Source organism: Pseudomonas capsici (genome assembly GCF_017165765.1).
GTDB lineage: Bacteria > Pseudomonadota > Gammaproteobacteria > Pseudomonadales > Pseudomonadaceae > Aquipseudomonas > Aquipseudomonas capsici.
This window is the reverse complement of the sequence record NZ_JAFGZD010000003.1, coordinates 288,039-307,613: the sequence shown is the minus strand read 5'-3', so window position 1 is coordinate 307,613 and position 19,575 is coordinate 288,039. Positions and strand designations below refer to the sequence as shown.

General features: G+C 57.1%; 13 protein-coding genes. All 13 read right to left on the bottom strand.

Annotation, left to right across the window (positions count from 1 at the left end):
- On the bottom strand, positions 1 to 1,476 hold the full coding sequence (gene fleQ / locus JSY17_RS06000) for a transcriptional regulator FleQ (RefSeq protein ID WP_117166725.1): 1,476 nt from the start codon (positions 1,474 to 1,476) through the stop codon (positions 1 to 3).
- A gap of 179 nt (positions 1,477 to 1,655) precedes the next feature.
- Entirely contained in the window at positions 1,656 to 1,952 is a 297-nt protein-coding gene (gene fliT / locus JSY17_RS05995; protein WP_025260901.1) for a flagellar protein FliT, read from the bottom strand.
- 26 nt (positions 1,953 to 1,978) lie between these two features.
- The gene (gene fliS, locus JSY17_RS05990) at positions 1,979 to 2,365 is read right to left on the bottom strand and encodes a flagellar export chaperone FliS (RefSeq protein WP_025260902.1); all 387 of its coding nucleotides are present in this window, start codon (positions 2,363 to 2,365) and stop codon (positions 1,979 to 1,981) included.
- A gap of 117 nt (positions 2,366 to 2,482) precedes the next feature.
- Positions 2,483 to 3,937 (bottom strand): flagellar filament capping protein FliD, encoded by a 1,455-nt coding sequence (fliD, locus tag JSY17_RS05985; RefSeq protein ID WP_206402064.1) that lies wholly within the window; start codon positions 3,935 to 3,937, stop codon positions 2,483 to 2,485.
- Between the two features lie 80 nt (positions 3,938 to 4,017).
- Positions 4,018 to 4,398 carry a flagellar protein FlaG gene (locus JSY17_RS05980; protein ID WP_206402014.1) on the bottom strand — a complete coding sequence of 127 codons (381 nt, stop codon included), beginning with the start codon at positions 4,396 to 4,398 and terminating at the stop codon, positions 4,018 to 4,020.
- Positions 4,399 to 4,469: 71 nt separating this feature from the next.
- On the bottom strand, positions 4,470 to 5,318 hold the full coding sequence (locus JSY17_RS05975; RefSeq protein WP_117166728.1) for a flagellin domain-containing protein: 849 nt from the start codon (positions 5,316 to 5,318) through the stop codon (positions 4,470 to 4,472).
- A gap of 332 nt (positions 5,319 to 5,650) precedes the next feature.
- Positions 5,651 to 6,577, bottom strand: coding sequence for a ketoacyl-ACP synthase III (locus JSY17_RS05970; protein ID WP_162880383.1), 927 nt, complete (start codon positions 6,575 to 6,577; stop codon positions 5,651 to 5,653).
- A 281-nt stretch (positions 6,578 to 6,858) separates the two neighbouring features.
- Positions 6,859 to 9,753, bottom strand: coding sequence for a glycosyltransferase (locus tag JSY17_RS05965; protein ID WP_206402013.1), 2,895 nt, complete (start codon positions 9,751 to 9,753; stop codon positions 6,859 to 6,861).
- A 127-nt stretch (positions 9,754 to 9,880) separates the two neighbouring features.
- Positions 9,881 to 13,459 (bottom strand): glycosyltransferase, encoded by a 3,579-nt coding sequence (locus JSY17_RS05960; protein ID WP_206402012.1) that lies wholly within the window; start codon positions 13,457 to 13,459, stop codon positions 9,881 to 9,883.
- A gap of 88 nt (positions 13,460 to 13,547) precedes the next feature.
- Positions 13,548 to 15,140: a flagellar hook-associated protein 3 gene (locus JSY17_RS05955; RefSeq protein WP_117181165.1), complete on the bottom strand. Its 1,593-nt coding sequence runs from the start codon at positions 15,138 to 15,140 to the stop codon at positions 13,548 to 13,550.
- Between the two features lie 13 nt (positions 15,141 to 15,153).
- Positions 15,154 to 17,217, bottom strand: coding sequence for a flagellar hook-associated protein FlgK (flgK, locus tag JSY17_RS05950; RefSeq protein ID WP_117185988.1), 2,064 nt, complete (start codon positions 17,215 to 17,217; stop codon positions 15,154 to 15,156).
- A gap of 10 nt (positions 17,218 to 17,227) precedes the next feature.
- Positions 17,228 to 18,454 carry a flagellar assembly peptidoglycan hydrolase FlgJ gene (gene flgJ / locus JSY17_RS05945; RefSeq protein ID WP_206402011.1) on the bottom strand — a complete coding sequence of 409 codons (1,227 nt, stop codon included), beginning with the start codon at positions 18,452 to 18,454 and terminating at the stop codon, positions 17,228 to 17,230.
- Positions 18,455 to 18,464: 10 nt separating this feature from the next.
- Positions 18,465 to 19,574 (bottom strand): flagellar basal body P-ring protein FlgI, encoded by a 1,110-nt coding sequence (locus tag JSY17_RS05940; RefSeq protein ID WP_117181162.1) that lies wholly within the window; start codon positions 19,572 to 19,574, stop codon positions 18,465 to 18,467.
- Between the last annotated feature and the right edge of the window lies 1 nt (position 19,575).

Sequence of the window (19,575 nt, the reverse complement as noted above, 5' to 3'; positions counted from 1 at the left end):
TCAATCATCCGCCTGATCGTCACCTTCCCGGCGACTCATGCCGTACTTGCGCATCTTTTCAACAAGCGTTGTGCGACGAATCCGCAGACGCTCCGCAGCACGCGCCACGATACCGTTGGCATCATCCAGCGCCTGCTGAATCAGGCCCTGCTCAAGACCACCCAGGTAGTCCTTGAGGTCCAGGCCTTCAGGCGGAAGCACGGCTCCGGAAGCGAAGTTCGGCGTATGGGCATTGATAGCCACGCGCTCTTCCAGGTCGCTGCGCAGGCTGTCGACCATCTGCTCGTCTTCATCCTCGACGTAGCGGAATTTCTTCGGCAGCTCTGCCACGCCGATCACGCCATAAGGATGCATGATCGCCATGCGCTCCACCAGGTTGGCAAGCTCCCGGACGTTACCCGGCCAGGCATGACGACACAGCGACATGATGGCGGCCGAGTTGAAACGGATCGAACCACGCTTTTCGTGCTCCATGCGCGAGATAAGCTCGTTCATCAGCAGCGGAATATCTTCGACACGCTCACGCAGAGGCGCCATTTCGATCGGAAACACGTTCAGACGGTAATAGAGGTCTTCACGGAAGCTGCCGGTCTCGATCATGCTTTCGAGGTTCTTGTGCGTCGCCGCAATGATGCGCACATCGATGCTTTGAGTCTTGTTGCTGCCGACCCGCTCGAAGGTACGCTCCTGCAGGACACGCAGCAGCTTGACCTGCATCGGCAACGGCATGTCACCGATCTCATCCAGAAACAGCGTGCCGCCGTTGGCCAGCTCGAAGCGTCCGGCACGACTGGTAATGGCTCCGGTAAAGGCGCCCTTCTCATGCCCGAACAATTCGCTTTCCAGCAACTCGGCAGGAATCGCACCGCAGTTAACCGGAACAAAAGGCGCATCACGACGCTTGGAGTGGTAGTGCAGGTTGCGAGCGACCACCTCCTTGCCCGTGCCCGACTCACCCAGAATCAGCACGCTTGCATCGGTATCGGCCACTTGCTGCATCATCTGGCGCACGTGCTGAATGGCACGGCTGGTGCCTACCAGACTGCGGAACAGATTGGGTTCGCGATGCCGACCCCGCTCGCGGGCCTGATCGTACATTTCACGATAGACCTGGGCACGATGCAGGGCATCCAGCAATTTGCTGTAGCTGGGCGGCATTTCGAGGGTGGAAAGCACGCGACGGCGAAGATCTTCGGGAAGGTCGACGGCAGAATGTTCGCCCATCAACAATACGGGAAGGAACTCATCCCATGCAGCGACTGTCTTAAGAAGCCCCTGCAGACTGCCCGGAGTATTTACGCTGCCCACGAGCACGCAAAGAACTTCACGTGTCGAGGCCAAAGAACCGACAACCTGCTGCCAGTCCTGACTGGAGCAGGATAAATTTTCTTCACCCAGAAAATTCAGGATAACCGCCAGATCCCGGCGGCGCTGGCTATCGTCATCGATTAGCAGAATCTTGATTTCACGCCACATGCAATAGCAACTTCCCTAGTCAACTCAATGCCCGAGATCGTGGGCAGCTTGGCATCTCTCAGCCGTTATATCCGATGAGACGCCAGAAAATAGTGAACATCACTAGTTAAGTCAAAAAAACATATACAGTCAAATTTATGGCGAAACTATTGTCGAACAATCAAACCGACAAATAAAAGCTAGCCAAACAGATGGTATACCTTCGCGGCGTTTTTAGCATTGCGGATTTGCGTCATTTCGTCGGCGATTGCCTGACGCTCATCTGTAGCAACGTCAATCAATTGTCGATATACACCCAGCAGCTCTTCCAGATTGCTGCGCAGCCCCGGCTCATCGGCAGGTGCCTCGCTCACAACGGCCTCAACACATTCACGACATGCCAGGTCAAGTTTGACGATTGCGTCCCAGTCACGCTCGGCCAGGGCCCCGACCAACGCTTCACGGGTTTCTTCGATACGCTTGAGCGCAGCACTCATGGTGTTTTCTCCAGAAGACAGCGAACTTATTGTTGTACAGCGCCGATTGCGTCCCAGCCTTCCTTGACTGTAATCAGCAGACCGGCAACTTCATCGAGCATCTTTTCATCGTTCTTGGCATTGGCTTCGGCCAGACGCTTCATCATGTAGTGATAAAGGCTGTCCTGGCGAACCAGTGTAGGATCGTTTTCAAGATCCAGCCCTTCGCGCAATCCACCCACAATGCCGATGGCCTTGCCGATGAAAACGCATTTGTTGGGGATATCCTTGCGCGCCATGGCACCTTTGGCCTGGGCGATGCGATCCAGACCGCCTTCCATCAACATCTGGACCAGACGGTGAGGGCTGGCTTCAGAGGTCTGTGCCTGGGAGCCAATCTTCTGATACTGACGCAGTGCTAACATCGGATTCATAGGGGGCCTCGTAGCAGATCCGGATTACGTATACCCAAGCTATCGACGTACGGTCAAAAAACTTTAGCCTGAAAGCAAAAACCCGACACGGGGTCGGGTTTCTGGCATTTCTTTTATTTACGAAGCGTTTTTCTGTGCATTCATCGCTTCGAAAATCGAGGTGATACTGCTGGCCGTTGCCTTGAGCTTGCCAACCGCCAGATCCATCGCGTTGTACTTGGTGGTCAGGGTTGTAGTCAGCGTTTCGATACGGCGATCAAGCGCTTCCTGCTCGGCGGTGAGTCGAGTCTGAACCTGGGTCAGGCTGGTCTTCTTGGCAGCAAGAATCCCGCCGGTCTTCGTATAGGGCTCGATGGCTTTTTCCATCCGCTCGATCAATCCACCGCTGCCGGTAAACAGCGTCTGGATCTCACCCCCGAACTTCTTGTCATTCAGAGCTTTGGTAAATTCCGAAGTATTCAAGGACAACGTACCGTCGCTTTGCTGCGTCGTGATCCCCAGCTGAGCCAGAGAACCCAGACCGCTGTTGGCGGTTGCAGTAGCAATCTGACCACGAACGGCCGCCAGCAAGGCACGAGGCGTCGCATCGCCGGTCATAGGCGCAGCCGTAAAGGATTTTCCGTCTGCCGATACCGTTCCCTTGGTCAGCGTGGTGACCAGCTTGGCCAAGGTGTTATACGAATCGACAAAGGTCTGCAGCGAGGTTTTCAAGCCCTCGGTGTTGGTGGCAACCGTGATCGTCGTATTCGTGTTGGCATCAGCACTTTTTGCCACCAGCTCGAACGTCAGACCGGATACAGCGTTGCTGACCGTATTGGTCGAGCTGGTCAGACTCAGGCCATCGATGGTGAACGCGGCATCCTTGGCCAGATCCTGAATCGCACCCGCACCCGGAATTGCATTGCCGTTGGCATCGGTCGATGTGCTGGTGGAGCTCATCAGCTTGGTGCCGTCGATGTTCAGCATGCTGAGTTCTGTACCGCCATCAACCGAAATATCACTGCCTTTGCCGGTCGTGGTCGAACTGAATACCAGGCGCGAACCATTGCTGTCAGTAATGATGTTCGCCGAAATACCCTTACCCTGAAGCGTGGAGTTGATCGTGTCACGCACCTCCTGCAGGGTAGAGGTCTTGGTAATCTTGACTTCGTGAGTAGTGCCATTTTGAGTGATTTTCAGGGTACCACTCGGAATAGCACTGGTTTGAGTCGAGTCGAGCGCAACCGTCGCAACCTTGGAAGCGGTCGCCAACTGGCTCACATTGAGAGAATAAGTACCATTGACTGCCGCGTTACCCGCAGTTGCCTTGACCACAGACTCATTGGCTGAAGTGGCAGCAAAACCCTGAAATGCAGGCGTTGTAGTGCTCTTGAGACTGTCCATCGCCTTCTGGAAGGCACTCAATGCAGCCGTGAGCTGATCGACACCATCAGCCGAAGCCTTGGCGACGCTGGTCTGCTTGGTGATCTGGTTCTGCTTGGCAGCCTTCTCGACGCCCACCAGACCATCGACGATTGCCTTGATATCCAGGCCAGAGTTGAGGCCCGTACTCGATGTAATTGTAGCCATGATGCTTACCCCTCAAGAATGTCGCCGACCTTTTGACTCTTTCAAGGAATCGGAAAAATCTGCAACAAGTTTCGTGCCAGTAGTCAGGCCTTGACGTGAAACAACAAGCTGTGCGCGTCGCTCAAGCTATCGGCCAGTTTCAGGATTTCCGCATTGGGAATCTGTCGGACCACCTCACCGGAGTCACTTGCAATCACTTTGACAATGACTTTTCCAGAATCTTCGTCAATCGAAAATTCGAGGTTACGCCTGACCGACTGAAAGAACTTCTGAATGTCTTCCGCGGCAGCCTTCACCTTCTCCTCTTCCTGCGAGTCGTCCTTGTGCAAGTCGGAACCCTTACTTTCAGACGTCGGCTCGATTCGCTCGACGGAAGGTTTATCAACTGGCTTATCCGTTGCCACAACAGGGCTTACCGATTGAGCGGCTGGATAAGACAAGTTCAACTTTACACTCATATCCATGACCATCACCTCCGAAAGTAAAAAAGCGAGAGAGCACGGTTAAGCACTCCCCCGCCAAAATCATTCCGATATTACTGAAGCAGTTTCAGTACAGCGGAAGGCAGCTGGTTAGCCTGGGCCAGAACAGAGGTGGAAGCCTGTTGCAGAGTCTGTTGCTTGGTCAGCTGTGCAGTTTCAGCAGCGAAGTCGGTATCTTGTACACGACCCAGTGCAGCACTGGCGTTTTCGTTGATGTTCTGCAGGTTGGAGATGGTGCTGGTCAGACGGTTTTGTGCAGCACCGAGGTCAGCACGAGTGGCGTTGATGGTCGACAGAGCGGAGTCGATAGCGTCCATTGCAGCAGAGAAGTTGGTCTCTGCAGCGGCGCTGTCGGAACCGGCGATGGTGATAGCCGAACCAACACCCAGGGTATCAGCGTCGAAGCTGGAGCTCAGAGTCAGAGTGATCTGGTTCGAAGTGCCAGTGTTGGAGCCGACCTGGAAAGTCATGGTGCTGGCAGTACCGTCGATCAGGTTCTTGCCGTTCAGGTTGGTGCTGTTTGCGATACGAGTCAGTTCTTCACTCATCGCGGTGAATTCTTTGTTCAGAGCGTCACGGTCAGTAGCGCTGTTGCTGTCGTTTCGCGACTGAACAGCCAGTTCACGCATACGCTGCAGAATGTTGGTGGACTCTTGCAGAGCACCTTCAGCGGTCTGAGCCAGGGACATACCGTCGTAGGCGTTTTTGATGGCCATGGTCTGGCCTTTGATCTGCGAGTTGATACGGGTGGAGATTTGCAGACCGGCAGCGTCGTCTTTGGCGCTGTTGATTTTCAGACCGGAGGACAGACGAGTCATCGAAGTCGACAGAGCGTCCGATGCGCGACCCAGGTTCTTCTGAACGTTCAAGGATGCAACGTTGGTGTTTACTGTTAAAGCCATGATGAATTCCTCGTTGGTTGGGTACTACGTGGCTTCCGGCCCCTGCAAGCGCCGGGTGTGCCTAGAGAACCTTCGTAATAGTTATCGTCGCGGTGGCAGGTTGCTTGAGCATTTTTTTGAAAATTTTTGCCAGCAATCTGCCAGCCCTTATAAAACAAGGGCTTGAAGCCCAACCCACAGAGAAATGACGCCAGTAAACTGCCTTGAATGGCGAGGCTGACAAGACAGGAAAAAGCAGAAATACAAAATCGATGCTATTGGCACGGCGCACTTTCTGACGAAAAAAGCGCCTGCGGGCTGCCCCACAAGCGCTTTTCTTGAGCAGACGGTGATCAGTCCCGATAGATGATCGCCGAGCCCCAGGACAACCCTACACCAAAACCGCTCAGTGCAACGCGCTTCCAGGAAGAGTCGAGCACATGTTTTTCAATCAGCAGCGGAATGCTCGAAGACACCGTATTACCGGTTTCAACCATGTCTTTGACAAACTTCTCGGGCTTGTCTTCGAAACGACGCGCCACGGCATCAACGATGGCCGCACTTCCCTGATGGATGCAGAAGGCATCGATGTCGTCGGGCTGCAGGCCGGACTCGCCCAATAACTCATGCAGGTGCGCCGGCACCTTGAGCAAGGCAAAGTTGAAGACCTGACGGCCATTCATGAAAAACACGCCGTTACTGACCTTAAGGTGTGGCGCACCGGAACCGTCGGTACCGAACTTCGCCTTGCCCAGTTGCCACGGAGCATCTTCGCCCATCCAGGTCGCAGTGGCCGCATCGCCGAACAGCATGGTGGTGTTGCGATCTTCCGGGTCGACGATCTTGGAGTAAGGGTCGGCAGTCACCAGCAGGCCGTTCTTCAGGCCTGTCGCCTCCATGAATCCCTTGATCGCATAGATGCCATAGACATAACCGGAGCAACCCAGGGAAATATCGAACGCAGCGACATTGGTCGGCAGACCCAGCTTGTCCTGAACGATGGCAGCAGTGTGAGGCAGCCCTTCTTCATCGCCGTTCTGGGTCACGACGATCAGCACATCGATACTTTCGCGCTTCAACTGAGGGTTGCTGGCAAACAGCTTGTTGACCGCTTCCACGCACAGATCGGACGTTTCCTGGACGGAATCCTTGCGCGGGAGAAATGTGGAGCCGATTTTCCCAAAGATGAACTCTTCATCCTTACCGAACTTGGCACCTTGAGCGTAGTTATCCACGCCATCTGTGGGCACGTAACTCGCTATGCTTTTTATGCCAATCATCATGGCTTCCCGATTAGTAAACAGGTAAATGTTCGTCCCAAGAAAATCAGGGCGCTATCGAATAGGCGATTTGCGGGCATTTTCAGGGTGTGGGACACGCTACGCAAGTCGAACGCACGCCGCTCCCTGTAACACGATAATGTGGAGATGCACTTTATGACCCGTAGGTCACTCCGAGATGCATGCTTTACGATTTGCGGATCACGAAAAAGCCGAAAACGACGGCTTGCGGGAGCAACGATCCGCCTGCGTTACAGACGGATCGCTCAAGAGAGACGGAATCAACGCGCAGCCAGCGTGAATCCCGGACCGTTGAGGTCAAGATTGCGGTTATAGGCCTCGTCATGGGCAAACTGTGTCGGCCATTTATCGATCAGCGCCGTGCGCGCCTCATCAGGGGCATTTACCACACCGGAATGCACGACCTGCACATGGGGTGTCCAGACCGTCAGATAACCGGCCTGGGCAGCCTTGAGGCACAAATCGACATCGGACAGGGCTTCGGCAAACTCACCTTCGTCCAGCCCGCCTACCGCATCGAACAACGACTTTTCGATCATCAGGCAAGCCGATGACACGGCAGAGTAGTTCTGCTCGACCACCAGACGGTGCATGTAGCCTCTGGACTTCTTCGATTCCCCCACAAAACCCGAACCGACTCCACCATTGAGTCCCAGAATCAGTCCGGCCTGGGTCACGGTGCCTTCACGGTCCACCAGTCTGACACCAACGATACCGACTTCCGGACGCTGGGCCTGATTGAGCAGCGACTCGATCCAGCCAACGTTGACGATCTGGCTCTGGGCATCGAGCAGAATCAGGTATTCGCCCTTGGCCTCCTGACTGACGAGGTTGCTCAGGACGGCCGGGCTCAAACGCTGGTCGGCCCTGAACACACGAACCCGGTTGGACAGCTTCTCCTGCTGATCCAGCCAGGTCGACAGCTCGGGCGAGCTGCTGTTGTTATCGGCGATCAGCACCTCGAAACGCTGATAGCGGGTACGCTGCAGAATGCTTTGCAGGCAGCGCTGCAACTCGGGCAGGTTGTCCTGGCTTTGCAGCAGGATCGATACCATTGGCCGATGGGTATGGCGATAGTCGATCTTGTAGGTGCCTGGCAGTATCGAACTGACTTCAGCCTGATAACCGCGCTTGCCGAGGTGACGGGTCAGCGCCTTTTTCTCGTCCTCGTTCTCTTCAAGCTCGGGCGCATCGCAGATCAGGACCGGTTCACTGAGGTGCGCCAGCCCGCTCATGCCACCCTGCTCGATCAGGCGCAGCAGCAGGTCGTACTCCAGCGCGTTCAGGAAATCGCGGGAATAGCCACCCGCCTCCACCAGCAAATCACGGCGAATCAACCAGTGACGCGCCATCAGGGCAGGCAGGCTTTGCAGCAGATCCAGGTTGAAGCCCGGACGGAACAGAGGTGCCAGCGTACCGTTAGGCTGGCGATGGATTTCGTCCACTGCCACTGCGCGACACTGCGCGGCATCGATCAATTCGATGCTGGCCTGAAGCAGGCCGCTTTTGGTGAACTCTTCGCCAGCATTGGCCAGCATCAGCCAGTCGCTTGGGGACTGCTTGACCACCTGATTGATCTTGTCGACGTAGTTGCTCTCGGTGACCTTCACAAAGTGCAGGGTATTCTGCAGCGTGGTGGTCGCAGGCAACTCGCCAGTGGTGAAGACGACCACCTTGAATGCCCGGTAATGGCCGTTGATCAGACTGTCGAAGGTGGCCTGCAATTTGAAGATATCGGCCTCGAGATCGAGCAACAGAATCCCGATCCGGGAACCCGCAGGATTTTTCTCCAGTCGGGCATTGAGCTTCTTCAGCTCGACAGGGCCTGGATTTCGCGCATCCAGCCACTTGAGCAGGCGACCGGACGCCATGCCATCGAGCAGTCTGCCATTGTCCTTGTCGGACACTGCCTGCAGACGTTTGCCCCAGGCCACGATCCGCTCCGCCTCTTCCTCATCGTCTGCCGACTTGCTCAGCTCCTGAGCCAGCTTCTGCACAACACCATGGTTGAAAGCATAGGTTCCATACGCCTGCCAAAGGCGACTGACCAGCGTCTCGGCATCGGGGTTGCTTTGTGGGCGCAGCAGCTCGCTCTGTTTGAGCAGCGCTGCCTCCAGCCCCTCCAGTTGCTGACGACCAGCCGGCAGGATATGGATCAGAAACTCGATCCGGGCCAGTTCGTCGAAAAACGGCTGGTTGTAAAATGGCAACTCCACGAACTGCCGAGGTTCGAAACGCGGCTCGGACTGTTCGAAGGCAACGCTCCAGACCGAGCTGACAATCTTGTCCTTGCCTTGAAAGCTCCGGGTGCTCAAGGATTCGCCCATGGCCTCGAGCCCTGCCAGAATCAGCTTTTCACTCTCGCCATCTGCGGCCGAGGCCACGGCTGAAGCCAGCATCCGGGCAAACTCTTCGCGCCCTGCCCTGGCCTTGGGATCGATATGCGTCAGCGCAGCCTTGATCGCAGCATTGTGGCGCGAAAGCTCTTCTTCACTCTCGACGAAATGCAACCCATAAGGCACGGGCAGGATGCGCAGTTTTGCAGACGCTACCAGATAGGCCATATGGCCGATTTCCTGCCAGTGCAGATCCGTATTCTCAGGGACCGCAGCAAACCACTGCCGGGCCAGCTCGGTGCGGGTAACGGCATTGAGCAGGGAAATGCCCTGCCCCAGGAACCCGATAAGGCGTTCACCGGCCTGATCCGATGAATGATCCTCGACGATCTTGCGATCGCGACACAGATAGTCCACCTGACCGACCTGAGCCTGATAACCCAGGCTGTAGCCCTGGCTTGCACCGTACTGGTCATTTTCTTCAAGAAAACGCAATGCATCAGTCAGCGCGTCAGGCAACAGAAAGCTGCGGGTATCCAGACAGGCAACGAAAGGCGTGGAGACACGCTTGATGCCTTCGGCAATCCGGGCGCTCAGACCGGCCTCGGCGAGCGCAGCATCGTGCCAGTACTCAAGACCCGGGGTCCTGGCGATTTCGGTATCGATTGCCCGCGATGCATCCACCACCACCAGAGCGCAGGGATAGTCGCTGTAGTACTTCAAGGCTCGACGCAGGAAATCAGGCTGATCCTGAGCCAGCAACACCAATGTCAGACGCTGATTCAACGGCGTGGCTTCATTCCCGAAATTACTTTGCATAGTCTTTCCCATAGCGAACCGATGACTCTCTCAACAGAGGGGAAACTCGGCCCACTGCTGAAGCAAGAGCAAAAACATAGCATCTGCAGCGCAAGTCCTGCGCTACAGAATGTTCATTTTGTGCGAATCAATCCGGCAACCAGCCGTTGGCCCAGTACTGCAGGTTCTCGCCACGCAGCATGAAATCGCGCAGTACGGTCTCCCTCAGTTCATCCCCCATGCGGTAGCTGGCATTGGGATCGGACAGGTGCATGCGGATCGCCTGCAGCCACTCCTCGGAGCTGTTGGTGTAGACCCGAGTGGCCGGCAAGTGCCCGCGATAGGCTTCGGTATCCGAGCAGATGACCGGGTAACCGCAAGCGCCATACTCCAGCAGACGCAGGTTGCTCTTGCAGTCGTTGAAGATATGGAACTCCAGCGGAGCCAGTGCCAGATCCAGATTCAGACTCGCCAGCTTTGCCGGATACGTATGCAGGCTCACAGCCGAGTGGAATTCATGGATGTAAGGCCTGAGCAGATCCGGGCACATGCCGAAGAAGACCCACTCGACCTCATCGGCCAACGTGCGTATCACATCGACAATCAGCTCCAGATCGCCCCGATGGCTGGTTCCGCCACCCCAACCGACTCGCGGTTTTCCGGAACTGCGGCGGACACTCTTGAGATTGCTCCACAGATGGGTCGCCAGCATGTTCGGCACCACGCGAATATCGCTGTGCATGCCGGACAAGGCCTGGGCCAGTGGATGGGTCGATACCACGACACGGTCACAGAGCCCGATACCCCGGCGCAACATGGTCGCAATGTTGTCCGGCATGTTGCGGCGATGCTCGTTCTTCTCCGGGACATCGGCGATGTAGTCATCCAGCTCGAAAATACGCATCGCACTGGAGTAATTCTTCGCCAAGGCAATATCCGGCACCTTGGCCTCGGTGTAGCGGCCCTGGAAGACGATGACATCCGGGGACTGACGCTCGATTTCGATGATCGAAGGCGACTCGTAGGTCATTCTCCCGAGTACACGTCCGGCAGCCACCAGTTCGAGCAAAGGCTGGCTGACCCGATAGTGCCCCACGGCCGAGGAGTTGACAGCCATGCCCAGAATGGAAGGCAGATGGCGCGTGCAGAACGGGTTCCAGCCAAACTGCAGCCCGGGCTCCAGACTGAACGAGGAAGCCTCGCCAAGGCTCAGGTTCGGATTGTAGGCCGGATCCCTGGCCATTTTCGGCAGCCATTTAAGATAAAAGGACTTCTGTTCGTTCTCTAGCTTCTCGCGAGAAGACTCCGAACGCTGAACAGCAGCGGGCTCGGCCAGTACCACAGAAGAGCATGGCGTCCCGACGATCAGATAACCTTCGCCGCCGACACGCATGCACAGGTCCAGATCATGCAGCCCCTGTGAGAACGAGGAAGCATCCATCCCGCCAACACTGTCGAATACTTCTTTGCGCACCATGAGGCAGTTACCGCTGACTGCACTCCAGTTCTGCGTCAGCAGCAGGCGCTGCATGTAACCACTCGCTTCCGCTGGCAAGTTGACGAAGGGTCTGCCTGCCAGCCCTTCCAGTCCCAGGACCATACCGGCGTATAGAATATTGCCCTGTGGGCTCAGGATGCGTGGGGCGACAATACCGACCTCTGGACGCTGGCCATGATTGAGCAACTCATCGAGCCATTCTACCTGATGAATAATCGCGTGAGGACTGAGGGTGACCAGATACTGGCCACGGGCATGGGAAGCCGCAAAGTTCTGCGTGGCGGCTTCGTTATCGGCATCGGGCGAAGCGAAAATCCGCAGCTTCTCGCTGCCCAGTTCGCCCATGGCAGCAAACCAGGCACGGGCATCGGCGCTCTCGCTGGCCTTGTCGACAATCAATACTTCGTAATGTGGGTATCGAGTCTTGCTGAGCAGGCTGTCGAGACAGCGCTCCAGGTCGGTCAATTGATCGCGAGTACTGATAATGATCGAGACCAGAGGGCTGGAAGCATGCAGGTACTCGATACGGTTGAGCAGCGGCAACTGGTCATGATGGATGACATGGGCCATGCCGATACGCTGCAAATGAGCCGAGACCAGCGGCTCGCTGCGCTCGATCACCGCCGGCAGCGACAGCCATTGGGCAAACGACAGGCTGGACTCGACCTGGACCTCAGCGATGTGCTCGATGGTTTGCGGGCCGATACTCTCTACCAGACGCCAGATCACATCATGGGGTGCCAACTCACCATGAGCCGGATCAAAACCACCCATGGTCAGCAGGTTGCGACGCTCGAAGGCCAATGTCCGCCCCACATACGGGTAGCCCCGCATCAAGTCGAGGTTGAAGTCCGGCTTGAACACCGGTTCCTGCGACTCATCCTCGATGATTGCGCCTTCGTCGCTGTAGACACACAGAAGGCCGGCAGTCTGGGCAATACGCTCGGCCAGAATCAACAACGCAGGCTCGGTCAGCCTGTCACCGGCACGCAGCAGATACACCCAGTCGGCATGCTCCAGCAACGGCAGTACATCGTTCAGTTGTTGTGACCAGTCGGCCTGCAACGGGAACCGTAATACCTGCTGATCCTCGAGACTGGTGGCATTGGTCAAGACCACAACGGACTCGGCCGTGTAGTTCTGATCGGCAATGCTTTTGAGGGTCATCTCCAGCGCATCGGTATTATCCTGATCATCGATCACCACCGGAACGATGCGCGGTTGCCAGGCCCAGCGCGCAATGCGCTGCTCCAGAAGTTTTTTCTGCGACCCGAGAAACCGACGGTGCGACAACCACTCGGTATAGAGTTCGACATAGCTTTCACTGTCACTGCCGACCCGGCTGCGCATGATGCCCTGCCGATTGGCCATTACGCCGTAGAGTCCGACTTCATCCCACTCTCTGGGCGACTCCAGAGCCTTGCGCAAGGCGACAAAACGCACCCAGCCCTGGGCAGGTGCCTGCTCTCCGCTGCGCGCCTTGAGCATTTCGTTCAGCCAGCCCCACTCCGTGGTTGCAGTGTGGTACATGTCCGGCTGACTGCTGAACCGGGCAGGATGCAGGCGCTCGATGCTTTCAATACTGTGCAACGCAACCAGATTGCCGCGTCGCAACAGGCAGTTGAACAACGCAAAATCGAGCAACGCCACAAAGCCCTGCCCCGGTTGCGCCAGGGAGGGCAGATACTCCAGAACATCGGCCCTGCGCATCAAGGCACTGCTGAAGCCGCCAAGGGTGTTGCGCGGTGTACGCTCGAAAATCGCCAGCATGTCCTCACCCTTGAACAGGGCGTCGTAGGGAACAAGACCAACGTTTTCCATTCGGGTCGGCAGTACATAGTCATCGACATCGACCAGATGCCGCTTGCCGACCACCAGCAGAACATCGGGATGCTGATCCAGTACCTGTGCCTGACGGGCGATGCAATAGCGGTACAGCCGATCGTCATCGCACAGGAACTTGATGTATGTACCCTGCGCCTCTTCAAGGCACTTGAGCAGATTGCCCTGGAAACCCAGACGGCGAGGATTGCCTACATAGCGCGCAACGGCGTTCGACGACGACACCAGTTCGTCGAATATCTGTCTGATTTCGCCGGTCTGGCAATCATCGCAAACGATGATTTCAAGGCTGTCGTAGCTCTGTTCCAGAGCACTTTGCAGCGCTTCGCGGAAGAACCGTGGATTGAGGGCGGGGATGACGATACTGACGAGGGGAGCTGGATTCACAGTGCAAACTCATGAGCGGCGGGAAACCAGCCAGTCGAATGGCTTCCCTCACCGCTGAAAAAAGACGGCGGATGCTCAATGCCAGGAATCAGATCTGGCTGAACAGGTTCAACTTGGACAGTTGGACAAAAACTGCCTGGGATGCGTCCAGCATGGTCTTCTGCATCGTCAGTCGGGTAGTGGCTTCAACCATGTCGGAGTTGACGAACGTACCCTGCTCAACCTCATTGTTGCCCTTGAGCAAGTCGTTGGTCACGCCTTGCGCAGTTGCAGCGACCTGACGCGCACCGCCCGCCGAACGCGCAGTGGAAGCCTGCTCTCTGCTGCTGATGATGTTACCCAACGCCGAGGACAATGCCGCATCGAGCTTCTGCGAAGCAACCAGATCGCCATCGGTAGGCGTGGTCAATGCCTTGATCGCTGCCGACAGAGTGTTCAGCACGTTTTCGGTCTGATGCGTGGAAGACTGCACCACGAACTGGTCGCCACTGGCCGGCGTGCCGCTGATGGTGAAGTTGACGCCCGCCGCATTGGCCGTTGTCCCGCTCAGTGTGCCTGTGGACACCGGCGTACTGCTGCTGGTGATGGGCGAGGCATACAGTTCGTAATTCGTGGCACTGGTGAACCTGAGAATCGCGCCCGTGGTAGGGAATGTATTGTTGAACGCAGTCAGGTCCGCAGCGCTGGTCCCTACGACCGAACTGCTGATGTTCGCAGTCGAAGGGTTACCCGGACTACGGGAAGTGGTCACGCTGTCAGGCGTCGAAGCCAACTGATAGGTACGGTTGGTCAGGACCGCATCCGCAGCCGCTGTCGTTGCCCTTTCCGCTGCCGTCAGGTTGACGTTCATGGTCAGCTCGACACCACGGAACGTGAATGACTGATCGTTGAAGCTGTCGTGGGTGAAAGTACCCGCCGTCGAAGCATCGGCAGTCACGTCATTGCCCGAGCCGTCCGTGATCTTGAACTGGGTACTGCTCAGGAAGGTCAGCGTGTAAGGCTCGCCTGCCTGATAGTTGTTGTTATAGGCGTTGCTGGACTTCACCAGGCCACCGGTCAGCGATACCTTGCCATCTTCAACCGCAGGCGAGGTCAATGTCGCCGAAGTACGAGAGGTGTTGATTGCCTGCTCGAATGCCTCGAAACCGGTGGTATTGCTTGCCAGCACCAGGCCATCACCCACCGCCAGGTTCACGTGGGTCTGATCACCGTTGTAGCTGTAGGTGCCGTCGGCATTCTGCGAGTACGGAGGAATCGAGGATTTCGAGCCCGAGAACATGTACTGACCGTTGGAGTCCTGGCTGTTCATCAGGCCCAGGATCTGGCTTTGCAACTGCTTGAGTTCATCTGCCGTGGAGATACGGTCCTTGTCGGTATACGAACCGTTACCCGCCTTGACGATCAACTCCTGGGCAGTCTGCATGGCATCGATGATGCTGGTCAGCGCGGTTTCGGAGTTGGTGGCGTTGGTATTGATCGTGCCGATGTTCGATGAATACTGAGTCAGCATGGAGTTCTGCTGCGCCAGTTGCAGGACGCGAGCGGCACCCACCGGGTCATCGCTGGCGGTATTGAGCTTGATCCCGCTGGAGACTTCGTCGCCAGTCTTGACCATGTTTGAATAATTGCGCTGATAGTTCGAAGTCGTGGCTTCGTAGAACTGGGCAGTTGAGATACGCATGGTTCACGACTCCTTAAAGACTGTTGATCAGCGTGCTGAAAATGGTTTGTGCCGCCTTGATGATCTGCGAAGAGGCGGTGTAGTACTGCTGATACTTGATCAGGTTGGCCGCTTCTTCGTCCAGCGACACGCCCGATACCGAATCACGCGCCGACTTGGCCTGGGCCAGAACGGCATCGGTAGCCGTCACATCGCTCTTGCCCTGACTGGCGCGAGTACCGATCTTGGCGACCAGGTCACCATAAGCGCCGGACAGGCTGGTGCCGACACTGCCACCGGTCACGTCAACGCTCTTGGCGGTCTGCAAGGCCACACCGGCCAGGGCGTTACGGTTGTCGGAAGAACCGGCACCGGTCAGATCGATGCTGAAAGTGTCATTGACTATCGGCGAACCCGAGAGGGTCATCTCGATCTCGAATGCGGTCTGGGTGCTTGGCGTGGTACGGGTATCGGCGTAGCCCACGCTGAGCTTGATGGTGTTGCTCTGCCCTTGAACGATCGAACCGCCCACGGCATTGCCATTCTGATCGAGCACGGCTGCACCGGTGGAATCCACCAGCGTGTAGCTTTGCACGCCCGTGCTGCTGACCGCGCCCATCACCAGCTTCATGGGCGTGGTGCTCTGCAGCGCGTTGCGCAGGTCGGCGGTCTGGGTCGAATCGTAGATGTCGGCCTTGGTATTGAGAACCGGCTGAGTAAAGCCACCGGTGCCGGAGTTGCTGACACCCGCCTTGGCGGTCAGTGGCGCGGCTGCGGCAATGTCCTTGGCGTCGGTCAGGGCAACGGCGATACCCGAAGCACCGTTGCGCGTCGGACTGACTTTGAAGGAGTCGCCAGCGGCCAGCGTATTGCCGTTGAGGCTGACAGTGAAGCCCTCGAACTGGGTCGGCGGGTTATCCGTCAACGAACCGGTACCGACGCTTTCGCCATTGGGCAGGCGACGCACCGTGAAGTTGTTGGCATCGCTGAAGGTAACTTCGTAATCGTCGGCCGTCAGTTTGCTGGTGTCCTTGATCGTGACATCCAGGTTGCCCGAACCGGCACTGTTACCCACCTTGCCGATGCTGCGCTGGGTGATCAGATCGGCACTGTTGATGTTGGTGAACAGGCTCGAACCGAAATTGCCCTTGCTGTCGATACCCTGGCTCATCTGGCTGTTGACCTGATCGGCCAGCACCAGCGCCACACGCCCGAGCTCGTTGGAAGCAGGCGTCAACACTTCCGAGCGATAACGCAACAGACCACCGATGGAGCCGCCTGTCACTACCGAGGTCACATCGGTGGTGGTCTGGCCGATCTTGATCTGCAGGTTGTACTGGAGAGGGTCGGTCTTGCTTGGGCCAGCCGAGAGAGTCGCGGCCATGGAACCGCTCACCAGGGACTGTCCGGTACCGGTCATGACATCATAGTTGCCATTACTGCTTTCAAGCACTTTCACACCGATCAGCTCGTTGAGCTTGCGCACGGTTTCGTTGCGCGTATCAAGCAAGGTGTTGGGTGTGGTATTGCCGGCAGAAGCTGCAGTGATCTGCTTGTTCAGGCTGGCAATCGTGCTCGTCAGCTCGTTGACCTGAGCGGTCAGCGTAGTCAGTTGTGCATTGACGTTATCGTTCTGCGACGACAACTGCGCAGAAATCGAGTTGAACCGTGCGCTCAACGCGCTGGCCTGGGTCAGAAAAGTCGAACGCTCGGCCGACTGGGTCGCATTGGAGGCAACCGATTGCAGGTCGGTAAAGAACTTCGACATCTGTGCCGCAACACCTGTGGTGTTGTCCGACAGCAAGGTGTCGGTCTTGCTCGCCTGACCGGAGTAAGCCACAGCGTCGGCGCTGAGTGCCGTACTGGTTTGCAATTGGGCATCAAGATAGCTGTTGTAGATACGACGCACATCGGACAGCGTGGTGCCGGTACCGATGTAGCCGACCCCCAGGCCGATGTTGATCTGCGCCGAAGCCGTGGTCATTACCTGCTGACGCGAATACCCGGCAGTGTCCACGTTGGCCGTGTTGTTACCGATGGTATTGATCGCGGCACTGCTGGCAGTAATACCCGAGAGCCCAATTGAAATCAGCGACATGATTCAAACCTTATAAAGTCGTGGAAGAGCCCGTTGCAGCGGCGTAGTTCTGGTAACTCTTCATCTGTTTCGCAATCTGCGAAATCTTGCTTGCGTAGGCCGGGTCCGTGGCGTAACCGGCTTTCTGCAATTCTTTTAAATACTGCTCAGAGTTATCGGCGGAGTTGACGACTTCTTTATACCGATTGTTGTTCTGCAACAGGCTGACCAGGTCATGGAAGCTGTCGGCATAGGAATCGTAGGAACGGAAATCCGCCGTTTCCTTGACCATCTTGCCGTCACGGAACTCGCTGGTAATCGCACGGGCCTGCGCACCCTGCCAGCTACCGGTTGCCTTGATACCGAACAGGTTGTGACTGCTGCTGCCATCCTGCTGACGCATGATGGATTTACCCCAGCCGGTTTCCAGCGCAGCCTGGGCCACCAGCATGACGGGATCGACACCAATACGCGCTGCCGCCTCCTTGGCCAGAGGCAACATGGTCGCCACGAACTCGTCGGAGTTTCCAAAGGCACGCTTGGCCGGTGCCAAAGGCGGCTGAGCCATGGTGCGAACGTATTGCGGCTCGGCAAGATTGGGATCCAGCGTCCAGTCGCCATTGTTACCGGTCGGTGTCGCACGCTGCGCAGCCATCGGGCTGTTGGCATTGGCGTTGGCGGCTGCCGCCGAAGGCACAATCCCCAGCAACAGACGATCGGTGAGTTTGGTCGGCAATGCCAGACGACGCGAATTGAGCAGCGCCATGTCATTGCGGCCTTCGACAGCGCCAGAAGCCCCCGCCTTGTCTGCAGCAGCCGAGCGCGTCGCCCACAGCGGACGCTGATAGACGCTGGCGGCCAATCCTGCGTTGGAGGAATCCGTAGCGGGAGCCTGGGTAGCACTCGCCGCAGCCGCATGATTGACGCCCTTGTCCTTGGACAACTGGCGCATCAGCACATCCTGCAGGCCGATACCATTGGCACGGGTCGACAGGGTCACTGCCAACTGCTGGTCATACATGTCCTGATACTGCCGCGTCGCGGCAGTATTCAGCGGGTTGTCCTTGGCCAGCACTTCGTTGGCCGAACGCATGGCCTTGAGCATCTGGCTGACGAACAGCGATTCGAACTCCCGGGCCACCTTTTTCAGGTTCTCCGGATTGTCCTTGTCGCCATTCTTCAAGGCGGCCAGACGATTGACGTCGGTATAGGCACCCGAGTCGACCGTTGTGGAAAATCCGCTCTTGGGCATATCCATGCTCGATTCCTCAGATCACGATCAGGTCGGCTTGCAACGCGCCGGCCTGCTTCAAGGCTTCGAGAATGGCCATCAGGTCACCGGGAGCCGCGCCCACCTGGTTAACGGCACGAACGATCTCATCCAGCGTGGTGCCCGGGCCGAATTTGAACATCGGATGCATTTCCTGCTGGGCATTGAGCCTCGAGCGCGGCACCACAGCCGTCTGACCATTGGAAAGCGCGCCCGGCTGGCTGACGATCGGATCTTCGGTAATGGTCACGGTCAGGCTGCCGTGAGTCACGGCGGCCGGCGACACCTTGACGTTCTGACCGATCACGATAGTGCCGGTACGCGAGTTGATGATCACCTTGGCGGCGGTCTGGCCCGGATCGATCTCCAGGTTTTCCAGAATCGACAGGTAATCCACACGCTGCCCCGGATCCAGAGGCGCAGTCACACGCACCGAACCACCGTCCAGCGCCTGGGCAACACCCGGGCCAAGCATGTCGTTGATCTTGTCGACTATGCGCTTGGCCGTGGTGAAGTCGGAGCGATTGAGGTTCAGCGTCAGGCTGTTGCCTTGGTTGAATCCGCTCGGCACGGCACGCTCCACCGATGCACCACCTGGGATACGACCGGTCGACGGAACGTTGACGGTAATCTTCGAGCCATCGCGACCTTCAGCATCGAAACCGCCGACCACCAGGTTGCCCTGGGCAATGGCGTAGACGTTGCCATCAACACCTTTGAGCGGGGTCATCAGCAGACTGCCACCACGCAGGCTCTTGGAGTTACCGATGGACGAAACGCTGATATCCACCACCTGACCCGGTTTGGCGAATGGCGGCAGATCCGCATAGACCGCCACTGCGGCAACGTTCTTCAACTGCACGGTGCCGGAACCGGTCGGCACCTTGATACCGAACTGCGACAGCATGTTGTTGAAGGTCTGCAGGGTAAACGGCGTCTGAGTGGTCTGGTCACCCGTACCATTGAGGCCGACGACCAGGCCATAACCGATCAATTGGTTGGCCCGTACACCCGAAATACTGGCGATGTCCTTCAGACGCTCGGCCTGAACACCGAAGGTGGCGGACAGCAGCAGCGTTGCGGCAATCAGTTGCTTGAACTTGATCATG

What these genes read in the sequence shown, in the direction of transcription:
- fleQ (WP_117166725.1), bottom strand. Translation starts at nt 1,476, where the DNA reads ATGTGGCGTGAAATCAAGATTCTGCTAATCGATGACGATAGCCAGCGC.
- fliT (WP_025260901.1), bottom strand. Translation starts at nt 1,952, where the DNA reads ATGAGTGCTGCGCTCAAGCGTATCGAAGAAACCCGTGAAGCGTTGGTC.
- fliS (WP_025260902.1), bottom strand. Translation starts at nt 2,365, where the DNA reads ATGAATCCGATGTTAGCACTGCGTCAGTATCAGAAGATTGGCTCCCAG.
- JSY17_RS05980 (WP_206402014.1), bottom strand. Translation starts at nt 4,398, where the DNA reads ATGGATATGAGTGTAAAGTTGAACTTGTCTTATCCAGCCGCTCAATCG.
- JSY17_RS05975 (WP_117166728.1), bottom strand. Translation starts at nt 5,318, where the DNA reads ATGGCTTTAACAGTAAACACCAACGTTGCATCCTTGAACGTTCAGAAG.
- JSY17_RS05970 (WP_162880383.1), bottom strand. Translation starts at nt 6,577, where the DNA reads ATGATTGGCATAAAAAGCATAGCGAGTTACGTGCCCACAGATGGCGTG.
- JSY17_RS05965 (WP_206402013.1), bottom strand. Translation starts at nt 9,753, where the DNA reads ATGCAAAGTAATTTCGGGAATGAAGCCACGCCGTTGAATCAGCGTCTG.
- JSY17_RS05955 (WP_117181165.1), bottom strand. Translation starts at nt 15,140, where the DNA reads ATGCGTATCTCAACTGCCCAGTTCTACGAAGCCACGACTTCGAACTAT.
- flgK (WP_117185988.1), bottom strand. Translation starts at nt 17,217, where the DNA reads ATGTCGCTGATTTCAATTGGGCTCTCGGGTATTACTGCCAGCAGTGCC.
- flgJ (WP_206402011.1), bottom strand. Translation starts at nt 18,454, where the DNA reads ATGGATATGCCCAAGAGCGGATTTTCCACAACGGTCGACTCGGGTGCC.
- JSY17_RS05940 (WP_117181162.1), bottom strand. Translation starts at nt 19,574, where the DNA reads ATGATCAAGTTCAAGCAACTGATTGCCGCAACGCTGCTGCTGTCCGCC.